The organism is Methylotenera sp. (assembly GCF_030653755.1).
Classification (GTDB): domain Bacteria; phylum Pseudomonadota; class Gammaproteobacteria; order Burkholderiales; family Methylophilaceae; genus Methylotenera.
Window position 1 is genome coordinate 73,700 of record NZ_JAURYU010000044.1, and the last position, 18,247, is coordinate 91,946.

General features: G+C 44.0%; 13 protein-coding genes, 1 tRNA gene and 1 riboswitch. Of the genes, 4 read left to right on the forward strand and 10 right to left on the reverse strand.

Going from position 1 to position 18,247, the window contains the following annotated elements; genetic code table 11:
- Positions 1 to 50: 50 nt before the first annotated feature.
- From Q7U33_RS07960 to Q7U33_RS07985, 6 genes are all read right to left on the reverse strand, one after another.
- Positions 51 to 1,256: an NnrS family protein gene (locus Q7U33_RS07960; RefSeq protein WP_304859505.1), complete on the reverse strand. Its 1,206-nt coding sequence runs from the start codon at positions 1,254 to 1,256 to the stop codon at positions 51 to 53.
- 105 nt (positions 1,257 to 1,361) lie between these two features.
- On the reverse strand, positions 1,362 to 1,574 hold the full coding sequence (locus Q7U33_RS07965) for a DUF3820 family protein (RefSeq protein WP_304859508.1): 213 nt from the start codon (positions 1,572 to 1,574) through the stop codon (positions 1,362 to 1,364).
- Between the two features lie 63 nt (positions 1,575 to 1,637).
- On the reverse strand, positions 1,638 to 3,683 hold the full coding sequence (locus Q7U33_RS07970; protein ID WP_304859510.1) for a bifunctional diguanylate cyclase/phosphodiesterase: 2,046 nt from the start codon (positions 3,681 to 3,683) through the stop codon (positions 1,638 to 1,640).
- The gene (locus Q7U33_RS07975; protein WP_304859514.1) at positions 3,680 to 5,410 is read right to left on the reverse strand and encodes a bifunctional diguanylate cyclase/phosphodiesterase; all 1,731 of its coding nucleotides are present in this window, start codon (positions 5,408 to 5,410) and stop codon (positions 3,680 to 3,682) included. The genes Q7U33_RS07970 and Q7U33_RS07975 overlap by 4 nt, the downstream gene beginning before the upstream one ends.
- Before the next feature lie 18 nt (positions 5,411 to 5,428).
- Positions 5,429 to 5,881, reverse strand: coding sequence for a response regulator (locus Q7U33_RS07980; protein WP_304859516.1), 453 nt, complete (start codon positions 5,879 to 5,881; stop codon positions 5,429 to 5,431).
- A complete protein-coding gene (locus tag Q7U33_RS07985) occupies positions 5,871 to 7,490 on the reverse strand; it encodes a protoglobin domain-containing protein (protein ID WP_304859518.1) in 1,620 nt (539 codons plus the stop codon). The genes Q7U33_RS07980 and Q7U33_RS07985 overlap by 11 nt, the downstream gene beginning before the upstream one ends.
- A 98-nt stretch (positions 7,491 to 7,588) precedes the next feature.
- Positions 7,589 to 7,676, reverse strand: a riboswitch (cyclic di-GMP riboswitch).
- A 304-nt stretch (positions 7,677 to 7,980) separates the two neighbouring features.
- On the opposite strand from Q7U33_RS07985, the gene Q7U33_RS07990 reads away from it, so the two are divergent.
- From Q7U33_RS07990 to Q7U33_RS08000, 3 genes are all read left to right on the forward strand, one after another.
- A complete protein-coding gene (locus Q7U33_RS07990; protein WP_304859520.1) occupies positions 7,981 to 10,302 on the forward strand; it encodes an HDOD domain-containing protein in 2,322 nt (773 codons plus the stop codon).
- A 148-nt stretch (positions 10,303 to 10,450) separates the two neighbouring features.
- Positions 10,451 to 11,626, forward strand: a complete 1,176-nt coding sequence (gene ubiM, locus Q7U33_RS07995; protein ID WP_304859522.1) for a 5-demethoxyubiquinol-8 5-hydroxylase UbiM — start codon at positions 10,451 to 10,453, stop codon at positions 11,624 to 11,626.
- Between the two features lie 105 nt (positions 11,627 to 11,731).
- Positions 11,732 to 12,331, forward strand: a complete 600-nt coding sequence (locus Q7U33_RS08000) for a cysteine hydrolase family protein (RefSeq protein WP_304859524.1) — start codon at positions 11,732 to 11,734, stop codon at positions 12,329 to 12,331.
- Between the two features lie 120 nt (positions 12,332 to 12,451).
- Here the strand turns inward: Q7U33_RS08000 and Q7U33_RS08005 are convergent, their stop codons facing one another.
- From Q7U33_RS08005 to Q7U33_RS08020, 4 genes are all read right to left on the reverse strand, one after another.
- Positions 12,452 to 14,671, reverse strand: coding sequence for a bifunctional diguanylate cyclase/phosphodiesterase (locus tag Q7U33_RS08005; protein ID WP_304859526.1), 2,220 nt, complete (start codon positions 14,669 to 14,671; stop codon positions 12,452 to 12,454).
- 645 nt (positions 14,672 to 15,316) lie between these two features.
- A tRNA-Pro gene (locus Q7U33_RS08010) sits at positions 15,317 to 15,393 on the reverse strand.
- A 200-nt stretch (positions 15,394 to 15,593) separates the two neighbouring features.
- Positions 15,594 to 17,594, reverse strand: coding sequence for a bifunctional (p)ppGpp synthetase/guanosine-3',5'-bis(diphosphate) 3'-pyrophosphohydrolase (locus Q7U33_RS08015; RefSeq protein ID WP_304859528.1), 2,001 nt, complete (start codon positions 17,592 to 17,594; stop codon positions 15,594 to 15,596).
- 6 nt (positions 17,595 to 17,600) lie between these two features.
- Positions 17,601 to 17,810 (reverse strand): dodecin, encoded by a 210-nt coding sequence (locus Q7U33_RS08020; protein WP_019896629.1) that lies wholly within the window; start codon positions 17,808 to 17,810, stop codon positions 17,601 to 17,603.
- Positions 17,811 to 18,049: 239 nt separating this feature from the next.
- Between Q7U33_RS08020 and Q7U33_RS08025 the strand changes: the two genes are divergently transcribed.
- On the forward strand, positions 18,050 to 18,247 hold a 198-nt coding region (locus tag Q7U33_RS08025), incomplete at its 3' end, for a hypothetical protein (protein WP_304859531.1).

Sequence of the window (18,247 nt, forward strand, 5' to 3'; positions counted from 1 at the left end):
TATCAGCACTTAATCAACACGTTCAGACAATGCAACTCATTCAACGAAGGTTAGCCAGGCGTACCATCGACTCTAGGCATCCATAATATCGGTGTATAAATCCACACAAAAACTGCAAACCCAACTACCCAGCATACCGCAGAAACAAATATCCAGCTGGTATAAAGCTGCATGTTAAGCATCGGTGCAAATACCCGAAACAACACACTCAGCATCATCACAATAAACATCAACATCAGCCAGCTAGATGATTTTCTGATATCCCGGCCAGTGTGTCCCAATGCCACGCGGGCCATCATCGCCACGCTCATTAGGCCTATCCCGCCTATCGTAAAGAGATGCATCACTAATACAAGCGGAATTGAAAACAAAGCTTGCACGCCATAAACCAAAAAGCCTAAATTAATCATCCATGCAGATAAATACAAACTCCATAGCAATGACACACGCCATATGCCACGGGTATGCCAATGATACAAACGATAACTATTGATTAGAAACAAGCCACAGGCTAAATAAGGGGTTAGATGAGGGTTTCTATAAAAAATCTCATTGATAAACAAAGCGAGAAATGACACTAAGATACTGACATCCACCCATTGATGATGGGTGATTTTAATTTTGTCTTGTACGCCACGCTCAATAAAGAATGGAATCACGCGACGACCTATCATTAAAATCAAACTAATCAGCAATAAAACAGCACCGTTGATTGCGTACAGCATACCATCTTGCAATATCCCGTAATAACCCAAGTAAAATACTGCATTACCTGTCCAAAGCAACGCTACTTTAACAATCACCGCAAGCTGAGGCCATTGCTTTGCACGGATAATTGGGTAGCCAATAGATAGAATTAGCACAAAACCAAATAGTAAATCTAAGATTGCAGCCCAAAGCATCAAACTTGTACCAAACAAAAACAACACACGTGCACCTGCCCATAATGCAAATAATCCCATTAAAGGCTTGCCATGTAGCGTTGGTATGCCAGTCCAGTTTTTTACTGCGGTCAATAAGAAACCCGCAACCACAGCCAAGCTATAGCCATATAGCATTTCATGTGCATGCCACTGGGCACTGGTAATCGAATGAATTTGCACAACACTGTGTGCGCTGTAAATCAACATCCACCAAACAATGGATACGATGGCAAAAATACCTGCGCCTAAAAAGAACGGGCGAAAACCAAGGTTGAATAAGGCGCAACCCTTAGCTGAGCTCGACTTACGCATCTGGATTTGCACAACGGCCATATTGATAGTGCCTTTCTTGAATAGGAAAGCTCATGCTAACTTACCTTACACACTTTGAAATTGACCCACCTGAAACGAACTTTTTATATCAAACTACAAAGTTACTCATGCTTTCCTTAGCGGCTCGAGTAGTTGTGACAAACCATTATGGTCTATTTCCTGCATCAATTGTAATAACCGACCTAAGTCACCCGAAGGAAAGCCCTCTCGCGCAAACCAGTTTAGATAATTACCTGGCAAATCAGCAATTAGCTTCCCCTTATATTTTCCATAGGGCATGGCTAGTGTCACTAATCTTTGCAAGTCATCTGGATTCATATTTAAGCGATATCAATATACAAATAATTGCAAACGGCTTTAGATTGTAAAGAGTTTAGCAAGTTAAGTACCTTGCAACTTGCCACCACTTAATAGCAAATTCAACTCGTCCACTGGCAAAGGTTTACTAAATAAAAACCCCTGGAAATAATCGCAGCGCCGCTCTCGCAAGAAGTCAGCTTGTTGGCTATTCTCAACGCCTTCAGCAATACTTGTGAAGTTCATCGCTTGCGCTAAACCTAGTACCGCACTAGCAATTGCACTATCATCATTGTTATGGGGCAGGTTAAGCACGAAAGATTGGCATATTTTAAGTGTATCTACAGGGAAGTCTTTAAGATAAGCGAGAGATGATGCACCAGTACCAAAGTCGTCAATGGCAAGGGATACGCCCAAAGCTTTAAGTTGGGTGAGTTTATTAACATCACTCGTTGCACTGTCCATGAACATACTTTCGGTGAGTTCCAGCTCCAACAGCTCTGGCGGCAGCCCACTTTCTACCAAAATCTCTGCAACGTCATCAACAAGACCTGGGTGTTTAAACTGTCGCACAGAGAGATTTACAGCTACACGGACTGGTGTGCCTGCGTCATACCAAACTCGCCCTTGCTGACATGCTGTTTTTAATACCCACTTACCTACCGGAACAATTAAACCACTTTCTTCAAGTAGTGAAATAAACTCCCCTGGTGCAACTAAACCACGCTCTGGGTGCTGCCAGCGTAACAAGGTTTCAACGGCAGTGACACTGCCTCCTTCAACTGCAATTTGCGGCTGATAATATAAAACAAATTCATTTCGATCTAACGCGTGGCGTAAGTGATTTTCCATCACCAACCGCTCGTAAGCAACTGCATCCATCTCTGAAGAGTAAAACTGGTAATTATTACGACCGCGATCCTTCGCGTGGTACATCGCCACATCCGCTTTTTCTAACAATACATCTCGATCATCATGTCCAGGACGATAAAGTGTGATACCAATACTGGCACCAACAAACACCTCATGGTCTCCAACCACAAACGGTAAGCGTAACGTATCGATAATCTTTTCTGCCACTACCGCAGCATCACTTTCTTCTCGCACGTTTACAAGAACAACAGCAAACTCGTCACCACCCATTCTAGCGACGGTATCTGACTCACGGATACAAAGTGCGATGCGATTACCGACCTGTTGTAATAATTTATCACCGATACCGTGGCCTAATGTGTCATTGATATTTTTAAAGCGATCCAGATCGATAAACATCACCGCAATTGTGTCGCTCGTGCGATTAGCATGCGTCTGCGCTTGTTGCAGACTTTCATTAAACAATAAGCGATTAGGTAGGCCCGTCAGCGTGTCATAGTGCGCAAGAAAATGTAATTGCTGCTGCGTACGCTTACTCTCACTGATATCTCGCACAATGCACAACACCTGCTCTTCACTGGCACGAATAAAACGGGATTCGTAGTTAGAAATACCCTGAGGTAAGGTCATCTGGTATTCAAAAGACGCTATGCCTTTGCCTACAACGGCTTTTTCCAAGCAGAGCATGGCCTGATCGGCTACCCCCTGTGGCAAAGCTTCATGTATCGTTTTACCCAGGAAATGCTCAGGCTCTATATGCGTTTGAAAGTCTTTTGCAGGCTTACACTCTAAAAAACGGCCTTCTAAATCAAGAAATAAAAGTAGATCGGGTACGGCTTCATATAGGGCACGGACTTTGGCCTCACTCTGACGTAATTGCAACTCTGCGCGCTTACGTTCAATCGCATAGCGCATCACGCGCAACAACCAGCGCCCATCTACACTACCCTTTACCAAGTAGTCTTGTGCACCCGCCTGTGCTAATTCATTTGCCAGCACTTCATCGTCATGGCCCGTCATCACCACAATAGGAACGTCCGACACGACTTCATGCAAACTCCAGAAGGTACTACTGCCTTGCGAGTCTGGTAGTGACAGATCAAGCAAAATAATATCGAACTGCATTAGACATGCATGCGAGATGGCTTTTCCTAGCGTATCTGCATGCGTGAGGGTGCAGGCTGCTAACACCTCACGTAACATGATGTCTAGGAGACGCGCATCACCCTGATTATCCTCTACCAGTAATATTTTCATATGGAAGCTACCGCAACTGGGCCAAGATGCTGGCCACGTTCAAGTAGTGCTGTGGCTGCATCAGAGGGCAATGGATGACAATATAGATATCCTTGAGCATCATCATAAGCAAGATTACGTAATGTATTAAGTTGTGCAGCTGTTTCAACGCCGCCCGCCAAGCCTTTCATACGGAATACATGTGCTACCTGAATCACCGCACGCGCCATATCTGCGCCATCTGTTGAGGCGGAAGCTGCTTGCGTCAGTCTGCGATCTAGCTTAATCGCGTGGAAAGGAAACTTGCGTAGATAATAGAATGAAGCGCGACCATTACCAAAGTTATCAAGGGCTAATCTAACACCTAATTGATTAAGCTTAGCCACTTGTTTAAAAGCAGCGTCTTCGTCTTCCCATAACGCATGTTCAGAAATATCAAGCTCTAAACAATGAGGTGCTAAACCTGTCTCACTCAATATGACAGAAACCTGCTCCGCAAAGTCATCCTGAAGCAACTGCCGTGGAGAAAGATTAACCGACAGCACCAAATCTGCATTAGAAGAATCACGCCACATTTGGCCTTGCGCGCATACGCTACGCAATACCCACAAACCAACTTCTAGAATTAGCGGTGAGCTCTCCAGCACATTCATAAACGCTGCTGGCAACAATAAACCACGTGTCGGGTGTTGCCAACGCAACAATGACTCCATCCCATTAATGTGGCCAGATTTCACATCCACTTGGGGTTGGTAGTTAATCACAAACTCGCCTTCTGTTATCGCTGTCGCTAACTCACTTAGTAACACGCGGTCTTCAGTGGCCCTGTCATTCATACTGGCAGAGAAGAAACGGTAAGTATTTTGCATACTAGTATCTGCTTTTGCCTGATACATAGCAACATCAGCATTTCGTACTAAAGACTCCAAGTTATCGGCATCTGTAGGGTAAATGCCAATACCGATACTAACGCCAACATCTAATGCACGCCCATCAATCAGAAAAGGACGTCCTACAGCTTCCATAATCTTGCTGGTTGCGGCAACAACATCCTCTTCATCCAGCATATCAGTCAATATCATGGTAAATTCATCACCACCAATTCTGGCGACACAATCCGTTTCACGCATACATTCACGTAAGCGATGGGCAACGCCCTGCAACAGCAAATCACCAACATAATGACCTAAAGTGTCATTAATTGACTTAAACCCATTCAGATCAAGCAGCAACAAGGCCAGCTTGGTTTCATGCCGACGTGCTAAGGCAATTGAGTTTTTAAGGGTGTCGTAAAAATGCTTGCGGTTAGATAAGCCAGTTAAACTGTCATGATGAGCAAGGTGATTTAACCTCTCTTCCGTTCGCTTACGCTCAATCGCATAACGCAACGAGCGCGTCAGTTGATGTGCATCAACATAACCCTTCACCAGAAAGTCCTGAGCACCCTGCTGCACCGATCTCACTGCAAGACTCTCATCGGCTGTACTGCTCAGCACAACAATCGGTATGCCAGGCGCGTTAGCATGTATCTTCAGGAGCGTATTAAGACCACTGCCATCTGGCAACTCTAAATCAAGTAATATCGCGGTAATATCCTGATTATCCAAGATAGCCAACGCAGTCTCTTGCCGGTCTGCTGTGACTAAAATGAACCGTTCGCTTTGGTCCGCAGCCAACAGCTCTCGCACCAAGCGAATATCACCAGGATTATCTTCAACCAATAAAATGGTTAGTGAAGTGCTACTCATAGAGCCTCCATAACGCAGTTAATCTTTAACGTCCGATGGTAATTTAACAATAGTTAACCAGAAACTTTCAATAGCCTGAATCACCTTGATAAACTGGTCTAAATCTACAGGCTTGCTCACGTAGCAATTTGCATGTAAATCGTAAGTGCGCAAGATGTCTTTTTCCGCTTCAGAAGAAGTCACAATGACCACTGGAATACGCTTAAGTTGAGGGTCTGATTTAATTTCAGCCAACACCTCACGCCCATCTTTTTTAGGTAAATTAAGATCAAGCAATACAACATCAGGTGTTGGTGCATCTGCATATGCACCTTCTTTACGTAAAAATGCTAGCGCCTCCACACCATCTTTAACCACGTTAAGGTTATTGCGGATCTTACTTTCACGCAATGCTTCCTGCGTTAGTCTAACGTCACCGGGATTATCCTCAGCCAATAAAAATTCAACCTGCCTATTCACTTCACTCTCCATGATGTTTCCTTTCCCCATGATGTATAGGTAAGGTAAAATTAAAAACTGCGCCCTTGCCCACTTCAGATTCTATCCAAATTTTCCCACCGTGCCGCTCAACAATTTTCTTACATACAGAGAGCCCAATCCCCGTACCTGGATACTCATGTTTACCATGCAAGCGTTGAAATATAATAAAAATACGCTCAAAAAAATCTGGCGCGATACCTATCCCATTATCACGAACTGAAAATAACCACTCGCCCTCTTTTTTCTCGGCACTCACATGGATGATGGGTGAGATGTCTCCACGGAACTTAATACCGTTTCCAATTAAATTCTGGAACAACTGCGTGAGTTGCGAAACATCCGCCTCTATCCTAGGCATAGGGTCACGGTTAACGACAGCACCTGACTCCTCTATCGCCAGACGCAAATTAGAAACCGCGCGCTCTAAGGCAACTGAAGTGTCACAAAGCTCCATCCGCTTACCGTGCGTGCCAATGCGAGACATGGTCAGTAAATCAATAATCAGCGCCTGCATCCGCGTAGCGCCATCTACCGCATAGCCGATAAATTCGTTCGCATCTTCATCCAGCTTATCTTTATAGCGTCTGGCTAACAGCTGTGTATAGCTAGCCACCATGCGCAAAGGTTCTTGTAAGTCGTGGGATGCAACATAGGCAAACTGCTCTAGCTCACGATTGGAGTTAGCAAGCTCTTCTGTACGCTCGGCCAATGCTTCCTGTGTTTGTTTAAAGGCAGTAATATCAGAAAACTCAGCAATCACCTGCGTCACTTTTCCAGCCGCATCTTTAACAGCATTTATATTCATCCATGCCAAGTAATCATCACCCTGTTGATTCTTTAACCAGATTTCACCTTGCCACTGACCACCACCAATGACTGTCGTCCAAAGATCTTGATATAGCGTTGGCTCTAGCTCTGCCAACAGGTTTTGCATCGGTGTACCAATCAGCGCTTCTGAAGCATACCCTGTAATTTTTGCCACCGATTTATTGACGTGAAGCATATGCCCCTTCACATCAGCAATAATCACTGCCTCTAAATTACTTTCAAACACTTGTGCGAGCAGGCGTAACATTTCATGGTCAGCATGAAAGTAAGCCGATAGGGAAAGTTCGGAATCAAACATAGCAATTTTAGTAATCGCTTTCGAGTACGCCAGAAAACGTTCTGCGTCGTTATCCACCAATCGCATCACTTCAGGGAGTACCCAAGATAAGTACTTGCTATATGCACTGAGGTGCCAGCGTGGCTCTAAACCTAATTGCTGATAGGTGACACCAACACGGAGCCGGCTTTTGATATAGCCAGGACCGTAGTCTCCAGTAAATATCTGCTTAAAATATCCCCGTTGTTTTTGTTTAAGCTGTGACAGCTGGTCTGGATGTACAAGGCTAGCAGCGATTGCTGGGTGCGCATCCAGATGTTCGGATAACAAATCAGCAAAGACACCCTCAAGAGGCGCAAGTAGCGACCCCAGCTCCTTGAGCAACTGAGAATCTCGCTCGCTGAACTCAAGAAAATCCTTACGCGACTGAACTTCATCGGCGCTCGGGGTCATGCTGTCTATCAAAGCATCAACGGTAGGCTGGTGCAATAACATGTTATCTCCCACAAAAGTACTAATCTCGTTCCTAAATCACTAAGGAGAGCTGGCAATAGAATGGGAGTTAATTGTAGAGATACGGGAAAACCCGCACACCTGGCACTCCCGCTATCTTAGAGCTACTGCCCCTTAGACCGGTGATTTTGCGCCCTCGCTTTTCAGCTGAGTTTGCCTTTTTCAAATGCAATGCTGCATGAGTATCAGTAGATTTTTACAACCTGTCAACCACCCATACTAGTGAATGACTTGCACTCACAGTTGATTCACTCATCACTAACAACGATGACAAATACACCCTATTAATGCTCGTGAGAACACCTAAATGATATGATGTAAACCTAATAAATACTTTAAGATGTCATCAAAGACATTAAGTGTGACTTTGCCAAACAACCAATACTGAATAAGATTGCACCCAATTTAGGGCGACTAACATCGAAAATCAGTATTAATTACCAGTTTAGTCACGAATCGTCAGGAATAATCTATGCTCAACAAAATAGACCGCTTTGAAATGCTACGCAAGCTCGATGAAAGCAAACAAAATGCTGTCTATTTGGCTCATGACCCGCGCATGGGTCGCGAGGTGATTATTCAACTACTGACACAAAGTGCCCAGCCTTTAGATGCGTTGTTACCGCAAGTGCGCATTGTTAGCAAATTACAACATAAGAATATTGTCACCCTACTGGATGCAGGTGAACATGATGGCGCACTTTATTTAGTTTATACATTCGTTAACGGCATCACTTTGTCGCAGTTATTAAAGACATCTCAACCATTTGCAACCACTCAGGCCGTAGAACTCATCATCGAGGTGCTTGATGGTGTTAGCTACTTACACACTCAAGACCTAGTGCTTTTAAACCTGCATCCTGAAAATCTTATCATTGCAGAAGATCAAACACCCATGCTGATTGGTATTGGCATAGCTACTGCCAATTACACTGTGCAGTCGGCCACCCCTTTCACTGCGCCTGAAGTTCTATCTGGTGATAAAGCTACAGCCTCAGCAGATATATTTTCATTAGGCGTCTTGTTGAACGAGATGCTAACAGGCTTGCCATTCATCGAAAAAGCAAAAAAACCAACAACGCTTCCAAAGCCTAGCACCTCAAGCCATCAGCCCATGCAAATCTATCTTGATGAAGCGCTAGAAAACATCATCCTTAAAGCCACTAGCAAAGCCCCAGAGGAGCGTTATGCAAATGCCAACGCAATGAAGCAGGCGCTGCAAGATTACTTAAACCCCGTACAGGGTGAGCATAAGCCAGTGGATGCTCACAGTACGATGGATTTTTTACTACGTCGCATGCGAAGTAAAAGTGATTTTCCTGCTTTGTCACACACAATTAGCGAAATCAATCGATTGGCAGACGATGACTCAGCCAGTAACAATGCATTAGCGCAAAGCATTTTGAATGACTTTGCACTGACTAATAAGTTATTAAAGCTTGTAAATACAGTGACTTATGGTCAATTTGGCGGCCATATCAACACCATTTCAAAAGCCGTGGTAATTTTAGGCTTCGAGACGGTACGCAATGTGGCAATGTCTTTGATATTGCTTGATTTTTTGCAGAATAAAGCTCAAGCATCTCAGTTGAAGGATGATGTACTAGCATCATTTTTTGCGGGTATTGTGGCGGCTCAATTAGCCCCCTCCAGCCATGTTAGAAATGCAGAAGAAGCCATCATTTGCTCTATGTTCCGCAATTTAGGCAAGCTACTTGCCAGCTTTTACTTTTTTGAAGAAAGCCAACAAGTTTCACGCTTAGTTGACCAAGGCAATAGCGAGGACAAAGCATCGGTTAAAGTGCTAGGGATGTCCTACAACGAGCTGGGTATAGGCGTTGCTAAAAGTTGGAACTTCCCCCCACGCCTAATCGCTGGCATGCGTAAATTAAGTGGAGATAAAGTCATCAAACCGAATGGTGAGCTAGAAAGTTTGTCCCTGACAGTTAACCTGGCTAATGAATTATGTACGATTGCCAGTAACGGTAATATTGCTGACAAATCCAAAGCGCTTAAGCAACTAGCAACTCGTTACGAAAATGCGCTTAGCGTTTCAGAGCAACAGCTACGTCAATCAATGGAAAGCGCTTTAGATGAGCTCGCAGCACGCGCTAGAATCGTCGGCATCAACACCTCGCAAAGCATGCTAATGACACGAGTTAACGCTTGGATAGGCGCAAGAGCAGAAGTACCTCACAAGTCTGCTGAAGAGACTGAACTGGCATCATTAGGCATCAGCCTTGAAAAGCCTGATGAAAAAAGTAGCGAAACGGCAAAACTTGATTCTGAGTCTATCCTCACCGAGGGTATTCAAGAGGTCACCAACACCCTGATTGAAGAACATCAACTTAACGATATCATGCAGATGGTGCTTGAAACCATGCACCGCGGCATGGGCTTTAACCGCACCCTGCTATTCGTAAGAGATATCAAAAACAATCAAATGGCAGCGCGCTTTGGGTTTGGTCATGACATTGATGTTGCACTTAAGAAGTTTAAGTTTAGTTTAGATTTTGCGCCAGATGTGTTCCACCTTGCTATTAGCAAAGGCGCGGACTTAATGTTGGAAGATATTACGGCAGACAACGTGACTGCTAAAATTCCACAGTGGTACAGGCAAACCGTTTCATCACAAAGCTTTTTACTGCTACCGATCATGGTCAACAACAAAGCATTGGGCATGTTTTACGCAGATATGGAGCAACCCAACAGCATGCAGGTTTCCGCTAGGCAGCTTTCCCTGTTACGTACTTTGAGAAACCAATCTGTACTTGCCATCAAACAAAAAGGCTAAGTTTAAGCCTCCTCACTTTACTGTAGCGGCATGCAAATCACCTAAACTAGCCTTAAAACTATCACTGATTGACCTGAGTCAATGTCGGCGCCTGCGTTTACCGCAATCATAAGCGATATTTCTAACACCAATATTTCTTGGTCAAATCATGATGAACTTCGATATTGTCATTGTTGGCGCGGGTCCAGCTGGCCTATGTTTTGCACAAGCTGTTGCTGGATGCGGCTTACGGATTGCTATACTTGAGCGCCAGCCAGAATCCATATTAGCCAACCCAGCTTTTGATGGGCGTGAAATTGCACTGACACACCATTCTGCACAACTAATGCAATCACTTGGCTTGTGGGAGCATATTGATCAGCATGCCATCTCGCCATTACGCGATGCGAGAGTGCTCAATGGGCCATCGCTTTATGCCATGAATATCGAACACGGCGACAGCAAAAAAGCATCATTAGGTTATTTAGTCGCCAATCACCTTATCCGTCAATCTGCTTATGAAGCGGTAAAATCATCACAGGACATTACGCTTCTCACCGAGTCAGACATTACAGGCGTTAGCACAGATAATGATGGCGCCTACATCAGCCTTGCTAGTGGAGAAAAAGTAAAAGCACAACTTTTGGTCGCAGCAGACAGCCGATTTTCTGAAACAAGACGAGCGATGGGCATCCCCGCCACCATGCACGACTTTGGCAAAACCATGATGGTCTGCGTCATGGAACATAGCATCCCGCATCATCATGTGGCTTGGGAATGGTTTGACTACGGGCAAACCTTAGCACTATTACCGATGAATGGTATGCGCTCCTCTGTTGTCATCACCCTTCCCGCTAACGATATTCAACGGCTTATGTCGTTAAGCGCAACAGAGTTTAATGAGGATATCGCAATGCGCTTTAAACATCGACTAGGTGCAATGCAATTAGCATCCACCCGACATGCTTACCCACTAGTGACAGCCTATGCTAGCCAGCTTGTTGCAAATCGCTTTGCATTAATTGGTGATGCTGCCGTCGGCATGCACCCCGTGACCGCGCATGGGTTTAATTTTGGGCTATCTGGCATCAATGTACTTGCCAATGAAATAAAAACCGCAAAATCACGTGGCAGCAATATCGCGGCTACTGCCCTGCTTGAACGTTACGAAAGAAAACACCGACTTAAAACACGTCCTCTGTTTATTGCCACACATGCGATTGCAAAACTGTATGGTAATGACTCAATGCCTGCGCGCCTAATCAGAGCAGCATCTTTACGTATAGGTAACCGCATCTCTCCTTTTAAACGTGCTGTAGGGCACATGCTCACTGAAGCAAGTTAATGTGCTGTCAAATTAATGGATGGTAAAGTGAACCTGCATCAGGTTTAATTGACTATATTTAGTGCACAAAACACCACAAAGTTATTTAATTGCAAAGGAAACAGCATGACGACAGCATCTAAAACATTACGCGAGATTTCAGGCTTAGGGCTATCAGCAACACCACTGGCATCTTCTGCCCTGATTATGATTGATTGCCAAAACACCTATAGAAAAGGATTGATGCAGTTAACGAATGTTGAATCAGCCATCATCGAAGCAAAAAAGCTACTTGAACGTGCTAGAGCGCTTAACATCCCAATCATTCATATTCAGCACGATGCTGGTGTGGGTTCGCCTTACGACATTACCGCAGAAATAGGCGCCATCTGCGATGAAGTAGCACCGATTGCTGGTGAACATGTTATCGTTAAAAACTACCCTAATGCATTTATCCATACAACGCTTGATCAACATTTAAAAACGCTAGGTGTTACCAATATTGTGCTGGCAGGCTTTATGACTCACATGTGCATCAACTCAACCGCACATGGTGGTTTTAATTTAGGTTATGCAGTGACAGTCGTAGCAAGTGCAACGGCTACACGCTCGCTAGAAACAGCCAATCGAAAAGTACTATCCGCGCAAGAAGTGCATGAAGCCGCCATTGCCTCAACGCGTGATTTATATGCAGCCATTGTAGACAATGTGAACGCTCTAAGTTAAGTCAGCATTTAGTTTAAGCAAAATGAGCCTAGCCTAATATCAGGCTAGTTTAATAACATTGTCTTTGTAGTATTAATCTACTGGCATCGAATTTACTAGGCTCATTCTTAAATCCAAGCATTAAACTAACTTGGTAATATCAGTAGCACAACCGTAATGTTTCATGAGCACATCAAACTGCTCGATAGGTAAGGGCTTGCTAAACAAATAGCCTTGATAGGCCTTACATTCATGCTGCTTTAAGAAAGCCAACTGCGCTTCGGTCTCAACGCCTTCAGCAATTACATTTAAGCTAAAGTTCTGCGCCATATCAATGATGGTTTTCACCATGACCGCATCACTTTTGTCGGTGGTGATATCTCGCACAAAGCTTTGGTCAATCTTAATTTGATCCAACGGTAAACGCTTTAAATAAGAAAGAGAAGAAAATCCCGTTCCAAAGTCATCTAAAGACAGCGTTACGCCAACCTCTTGCCTCAATAGATTCTTTTTTGCGATTACATCGGCAATATCATCCAGCGCCACACTTTCAGTAAGCTCCAATTTAAGTCGCGTCGGATCAATACCATGTTTACGAATAGCTGATACGACCTGCTCAACAAAGTGCGCTTGTTTAAATTGTTGCGCGCTAATGTTAACGGCCAACACCAAGTTACTCATCTTCTCATGAGCACTCCAAACAGCAATCTGACGACAAGCCTCATCTAGCACCCAATCGCCAATACTCAAAATCAACGCACTTTCCTCCGCCACAGGAATAAAGTGTGCGGGTGAAATCATACCTCGTTGTGGATGTACCCAACGAATCAATGCCTCGGCACCAATTGGCTGATTTTCGTGGTCAACTTGTAGCTGATAATGCAATTCAAACTGCTCAGCCTTTAATGCAATATGTAAATCAGACTCTAGTAATGCACGCACTTCAACTAGCTTTTGCATCTCTGGATCAAAAAAGCGAACTCTATTCCGGCCGCCATCTTTTGCCTGATACATGGCCATATCGGCACGCTTAATTAGCTCTTCTACACTTTTATCATGACCGCAGAAAACCGAAACACCAATGCTTGATGAACTATGTATGTTTATCTGATTGATCTGATATGGTTCTGCTAGCTCCACCCGTATATTTTCAGCAATTTTTGCCGCCATACGGGAAGCCTCTTCTAAGTTTGTCCCTAATCGCTCTACCAGCACAACAAACTCATCACCACCTTGACGCGCAACGGTGTCGACCTCTCTCACGCAGGCGTTGATTCTATTGGCGACCTCAATGAGCAATAAATCACCATCGCTATGCCCTTGCGTATCGTTAATCACTTTAAATTTATCTAAATCAAGAAATAATAAAGCACCATACTGCATGCTACGTGCAGAGGTTGCTAAAGCAATTTGTAACCGATCCAGCAAATACCTTCTGTTGGACAATCCAGTTAAGGAATCTTTATAAGCTAAGTTCTGAATTTCCTCTTCAGCTCGTTTGCGGTCACTAATATCGCGACCAACCGACTGAATTTCTATAAGTTGTCCATCTGCATCAAAAATACCACGGTTACTAAACTGCATCCAGTGAACCTCTCCACTTGCGGATAGCACCCGATTTTCAATCATCACCACGGGATTAGATCGTGACATCATTGCCAGCTCATCCTGCACTTGCTGAAGGTCTTCAGGATATACCACTGGCTTCCATGTAGACCCAATCATCTCTGCTTCAGTTTTGCCAAAGAACCGACAATAAACATCATTCACAAAAATATAAGTGCCATCAGCGCGCAACCTTGAAATCACTTCTGTTTGATCTTGCACGAGAGAACGAAAGCGAGCCTCACTTTGCCTGAGCACCGCTTCTGCTTCTTTAATTGCGCTGATGTCGGTTGAGAGTACAAAAAATCCTTGTACCTCACCATTTCGAAAATCAGGAATGTAATGCGTCAAAGAATGACGTGACTGGCTAGCATCTTGGTTAGGGATAATGCGCTCAAACGCTTGGAACTCACCTTTTAGTGCAGCTTGAATATAAGGTAAATTTTGGCGGTATAAATCCTCACCGAGTAGCTCCCAAATATACTGACCAACAATCTGGCTGACATCCACCCCAAACCACAGCCCATAAGCCTTGTTAACGAAACAATTTTTAAGGTCTTTGTCCCAATACCCTACCATTGAAGGCAAATAATCAAGCACTTTTTGAATCACCGTGCTCGATAATAAAGAGTCTGCAATCTGATTGGACGCAGTTGAAATTTTTGATAAGTCCTCAGGCAAGATAACGTTGTGGGTAACGCTAGCGTTTACTTCTTCTAAATGCGTTGATGCCGTTGGAATTGATGGAAATTTCATAAACGAATAGTGCCATAACTTACTAAGGTTAAAAAGTAATTAGTTAAAGCATCAACAATATGTCCATAAAAACTTCTGTTTTTACTAATGTTTTAATCAGTCATTTCTATCAACGCGCGAGAAGCCGTTAGCGAAGTGAATGTCAATTGCTGAAAATAAAGAGCCACTTAAACATAAAAGGAGCCTGAGCTCCTTACACTAAATCACTTAATTTGAGCGCTCTGATTAGACTACAGAATAGCTTATTAATAGCGTGTTGCTTATTTCTTAGGTGCAGGCTTACTAGGGATGATGGTAGAACCTGACACTACCACTACTTTTTTATCCTGTTTGGGCTTTTTTGTCTCTTTGTTTTTATGTAATTGTCCTTTTGCCATGATACTTCTCCTTAAATGTTCAACATCAAACTGATTCATCACGAATTAAACACTACGCGCCTAAACGTATTCAGATAAGTTTGATTGATATATCCAATTGGACTTGTGTCATCCCCAATGGTTTCATCATAGGCTGATGCGCAAATATAGGTGGATTATTTTAGATAAGGTCATGTTAAACATGCGCCTATCAACTGGAGATGTCAAAAAAACATCAAAAGGCAAATGCGAGAAATTGGCCTATGGCCATTATTGAAACCAATTAAATTGGTCGGCGTGGAGAGATTCGAACTCCCGACATCCTGCTCCCAAAGCAGGCGCGCTACCAGGCTACGCTACACGCCGAAGGCCGGCACTATACTGCTAAGTGGCATACCAGTCAACTATTACCGTCTGGTTTACATCTCACACTATATCCCACCCAAGCTTGTATAAGGTTTGCATCCAATTCATATCAAAAAAGACACTTAAATGTAGTTTATATTAAGTGTTAATATTTTCTAAAACGTCACGCTGAGCCTAACTTACATAGCTGCATGAGCTCATTAATCCGCCTGATGGTGAGCTTTGCCTGTTAGCCATTGTGCATTAAGCAGGCGATCTTGGCGCTCCGTGCCTAAACGTTTAATAAAAGTACAAGCCTGCCGATGGATAGTCACGCCCCTATCGCATGTCACGTAGCCGACAATCGTATCGGGGAAAGCTGGCTTGCAGCATTTTGCCATATTGGTCTGTAAGTTACCGACACCCTCTATCGTCACTTCTGTTGCCGTTAACTGTGCTGGTGTTTTTCTCACCGCAACATGACTGGTCTTCTCAACAGCTTTTGGGTTCATTACCTCTTGGATAGCCGTAGCGATTTGGTGATCACTCACATCACCACGACCAATCGCGTTTAAAAAATCTTCCAGCTTATTAAAGTGCAATTTCTGGGCAATCTTTTCCTGATTCACAGCGCCCACGCCTGAGCGATGCAGCTCTTTATCTAACTTTGCACGGCCTTGCGTAATATTTTCTTCTACAAGCTGGTGTTTAAACCAATGCCTAACCTTAGCGCGCGCACTGGCGCTCTTTAAATAGCCAAGCGTTGGGCTTAACCAATCACGGCTAGGGGCGCCAAGCTTAGTCGTGAGAATTTCTACCCGTTGCGCGTTCTGTAGTTTGTAACTAAGCGGTACGATATGCCCATCCACTTTAGCGCCGCGCGTGCGGTGCCCTAAGTCAGTATGTAAGGCATAGGCAAAATCGATAGGCGTGGCGTCTTTGGGTAAATCAACAACCCGCCCTTGTGGGGTAAATACATACACATTGTCCTGAAACAATTCCGTCTTAAATTGCTCAAGTATGTCGCCGCTATCTTTGGGCGCTTCTTTCCACGCCAAAATTTGGCGTAACCAAGCGATTTTCTCATCCAGCAAGATGTCCGACTTGCCACCTTCTTTATAGCGCCAATGCGCGGCCACGCCAAGCTCGGAGTACTCATGCATTTCAAAAGTACGAATCTGCACCTCTAATGCCAAGCCTTCTGGGCCACTTACCGCGGTATGCAATGAGCGATAGTTGTTACTTTTAGGGCGTGCGATGTAATCATCAAACTCACCAGGAATAGCTGGCCATAAGGCTTGCACCAAACTAAGCGCGGTATAGCAGTCTTTCACATCCTCCACCAAAATCCGCACCGCACGCACATCAAACAACTGCTCAAAATCAAGATTTTTGCGCCGCATTTTGTTGATAATGCTGTAGATATGTTTGGGGCGACCAGACACTTCAGCTTTAATACCAGCCTGCACCAACTTTAGCTTAAGTGCATCTTCAACGTGTTTAATATATTGTTCGCGGTCAACACGACGTGAATCCAGTAGCTTGGCTACTTCTTTATAGAGCTGAGGCTCTAAATAACGCAGAGATAGATCTTCCATCTCCCATTTGAGCTGCCAAACGCCAAGGCGATTTGCCAGTGGCGAGAATACACTCTGAATACCGCGCGCAATCTGCTTCTGCTGTACTTCACTAGCACCTGCTAAGTAGCGAAGCGTTTGCGTGCGCTCGGCTAGTTTAATCAGCACCACACGAATGTCCTGCACCATCGCAAGCAGCATCTTGCGCAAGCTTTCAATCTGCTTGCTGTTGTCGCTACTTTCCTTATCTTGCACTTGCAGGTCTTCAAACTCACTGAACTCCTGCACTTGCTCTATGCGCAAAATACCTTCTACCAAGCTTACAATATCGCTACCAAACCGCGCCTTTAGTGTTTCCTGCCAATTATCGATATGCGCAGGCGCCGCATACAAAATGGTCGCGATAATGGTTTCTGCATCCATATTCAAACTAATCAGTATCGCCGCTGTGCCCGTTGCATGTTGCAACAAAGGCACCCCAGTTAATTCTGTATGCGATGCATAAGCCAACGTGGCAAGCTCGCATGCTTGGCGAACTAACTCAACCTCAGTTGCTGAGAAGTGCTTAGCTAAAGAAGCTATCCATACTTGCGTATCATGATCAGATAAAGCAGGAATTTGTAATGAACTGGAGCCATGAATCATTGTTATCTAATCTTCTATTCTAAAACCAACCTTGATAGTCACTTGATAATGCGCAATCTGACCATTCACAATATGACCCCTAGTTTCAACCACTTCAAACCAATCCATATGTTTAACGGTTAACGCTGCTTTAGCAATAGCATTGCGGATAGCATCATCAGAACCAACGGTAGAGCTACCAACCAATTCAATCAGTTTATAAGTATGTGCAGACATTTCATTCTCCTTGACTAAAAAATCTTAAAATAGATACCAATCATTATCATCATCTGCTTTTTAGTGAAATATTACCAATTTAATTTGGTGCCAAGTCATTATGCTTTCAAGAGGATTAACCTCACCACGATTATCTAGGCTATAGAATTCCCCACACACATGCGCATCCATCTTTCTATGAGTGCTGCCTGTGGTAAGATTCCATCAACCTTAGATTGATGATTAACTTTAATACCAAAATGACAAATACAACCCCATCAGCAGACGGCCTAAAAAGCATCACGGGCCTAACAGATCAAGAATACGAAGCTCTCAGCGCAGCACTTGCTAAAATGAGAGCGCCTAAAGCTGGCGTAGCAGAAAGTGGCGCTCATTCAAAAATGCTATCCGCCGTACGCAGCCAATTACAACAACGCTTAAATAACGCTAGTCATTTA

Excerpts from the sequence above, each read along its gene's own strand:
- Q7U33_RS07990 (WP_304859520.1), top strand. The coding sequence starts at position 7,981 with ATGCTCAACAAAATAGACCGCTTTGAAATGCTACGCAAGCTCGATGAA.
- Q7U33_RS07985 (WP_304859518.1), bottom strand. The coding sequence starts at position 7,490 with ATGTTATTGCACCAGCCTACCGTTGATGCTTTGATAGACAGCATGACC.
- Q7U33_RS08020 (WP_019896629.1), bottom strand. The coding sequence starts at position 17,810 with ATGTCTGCACATACTTATAAACTGATTGAATTGGTTGGTAGCTCTACC.
- Q7U33_RS07960 (WP_304859505.1), bottom strand. The coding sequence starts at position 1,256 with ATGGCCGTTGTGCAAATCCAGATGCGTAAGTCGAGCTCAGCTAAGGGT.
- Q7U33_RS08005 (WP_304859526.1), bottom strand. The coding sequence starts at position 14,671 with ATGAAATTTCCATCAATTCCAACGGCATCAACGCATTTAGAAGAAGTA.
- Q7U33_RS08015 (WP_304859528.1), bottom strand. The coding sequence starts at position 17,594 with ATGATTCATGGCTCCAGTTCATTACAAATTCCTGCTTTATCTGATCAT.
- Q7U33_RS07980 (WP_304859516.1), bottom strand. The coding sequence starts at position 5,881 with ATGGAGAGTGAAGTGAATAGGCAGGTTGAATTTTTATTGGCTGAGGAT.
- Q7U33_RS07965 (WP_304859508.1), bottom strand. The coding sequence starts at position 1,574 with ATGAATCCAGATGACTTGCAAAGATTAGTGACACTAGCCATGCCCTAT.
- ubiM (WP_304859522.1), top strand. The coding sequence starts at position 10,451 with ATGATGAACTTCGATATTGTCATTGTTGGCGCGGGTCCAGCTGGCCTA.
- Q7U33_RS07975 (WP_304859514.1), bottom strand. The coding sequence starts at position 5,410 with ATGAGTAGCACTTCACTAACCATTTTATTGGTTGAAGATAATCCTGGT.
- Q7U33_RS08000 (WP_304859524.1), top strand. The coding sequence starts at position 11,732 with ATGACGACAGCATCTAAAACATTACGCGAGATTTCAGGCTTAGGGCTA.
- Q7U33_RS07970 (WP_304859510.1), bottom strand. The coding sequence starts at position 3,683 with ATGAAAATATTACTGGTAGAGGATAATCAGGGTGATGCGCGTCTCCTA.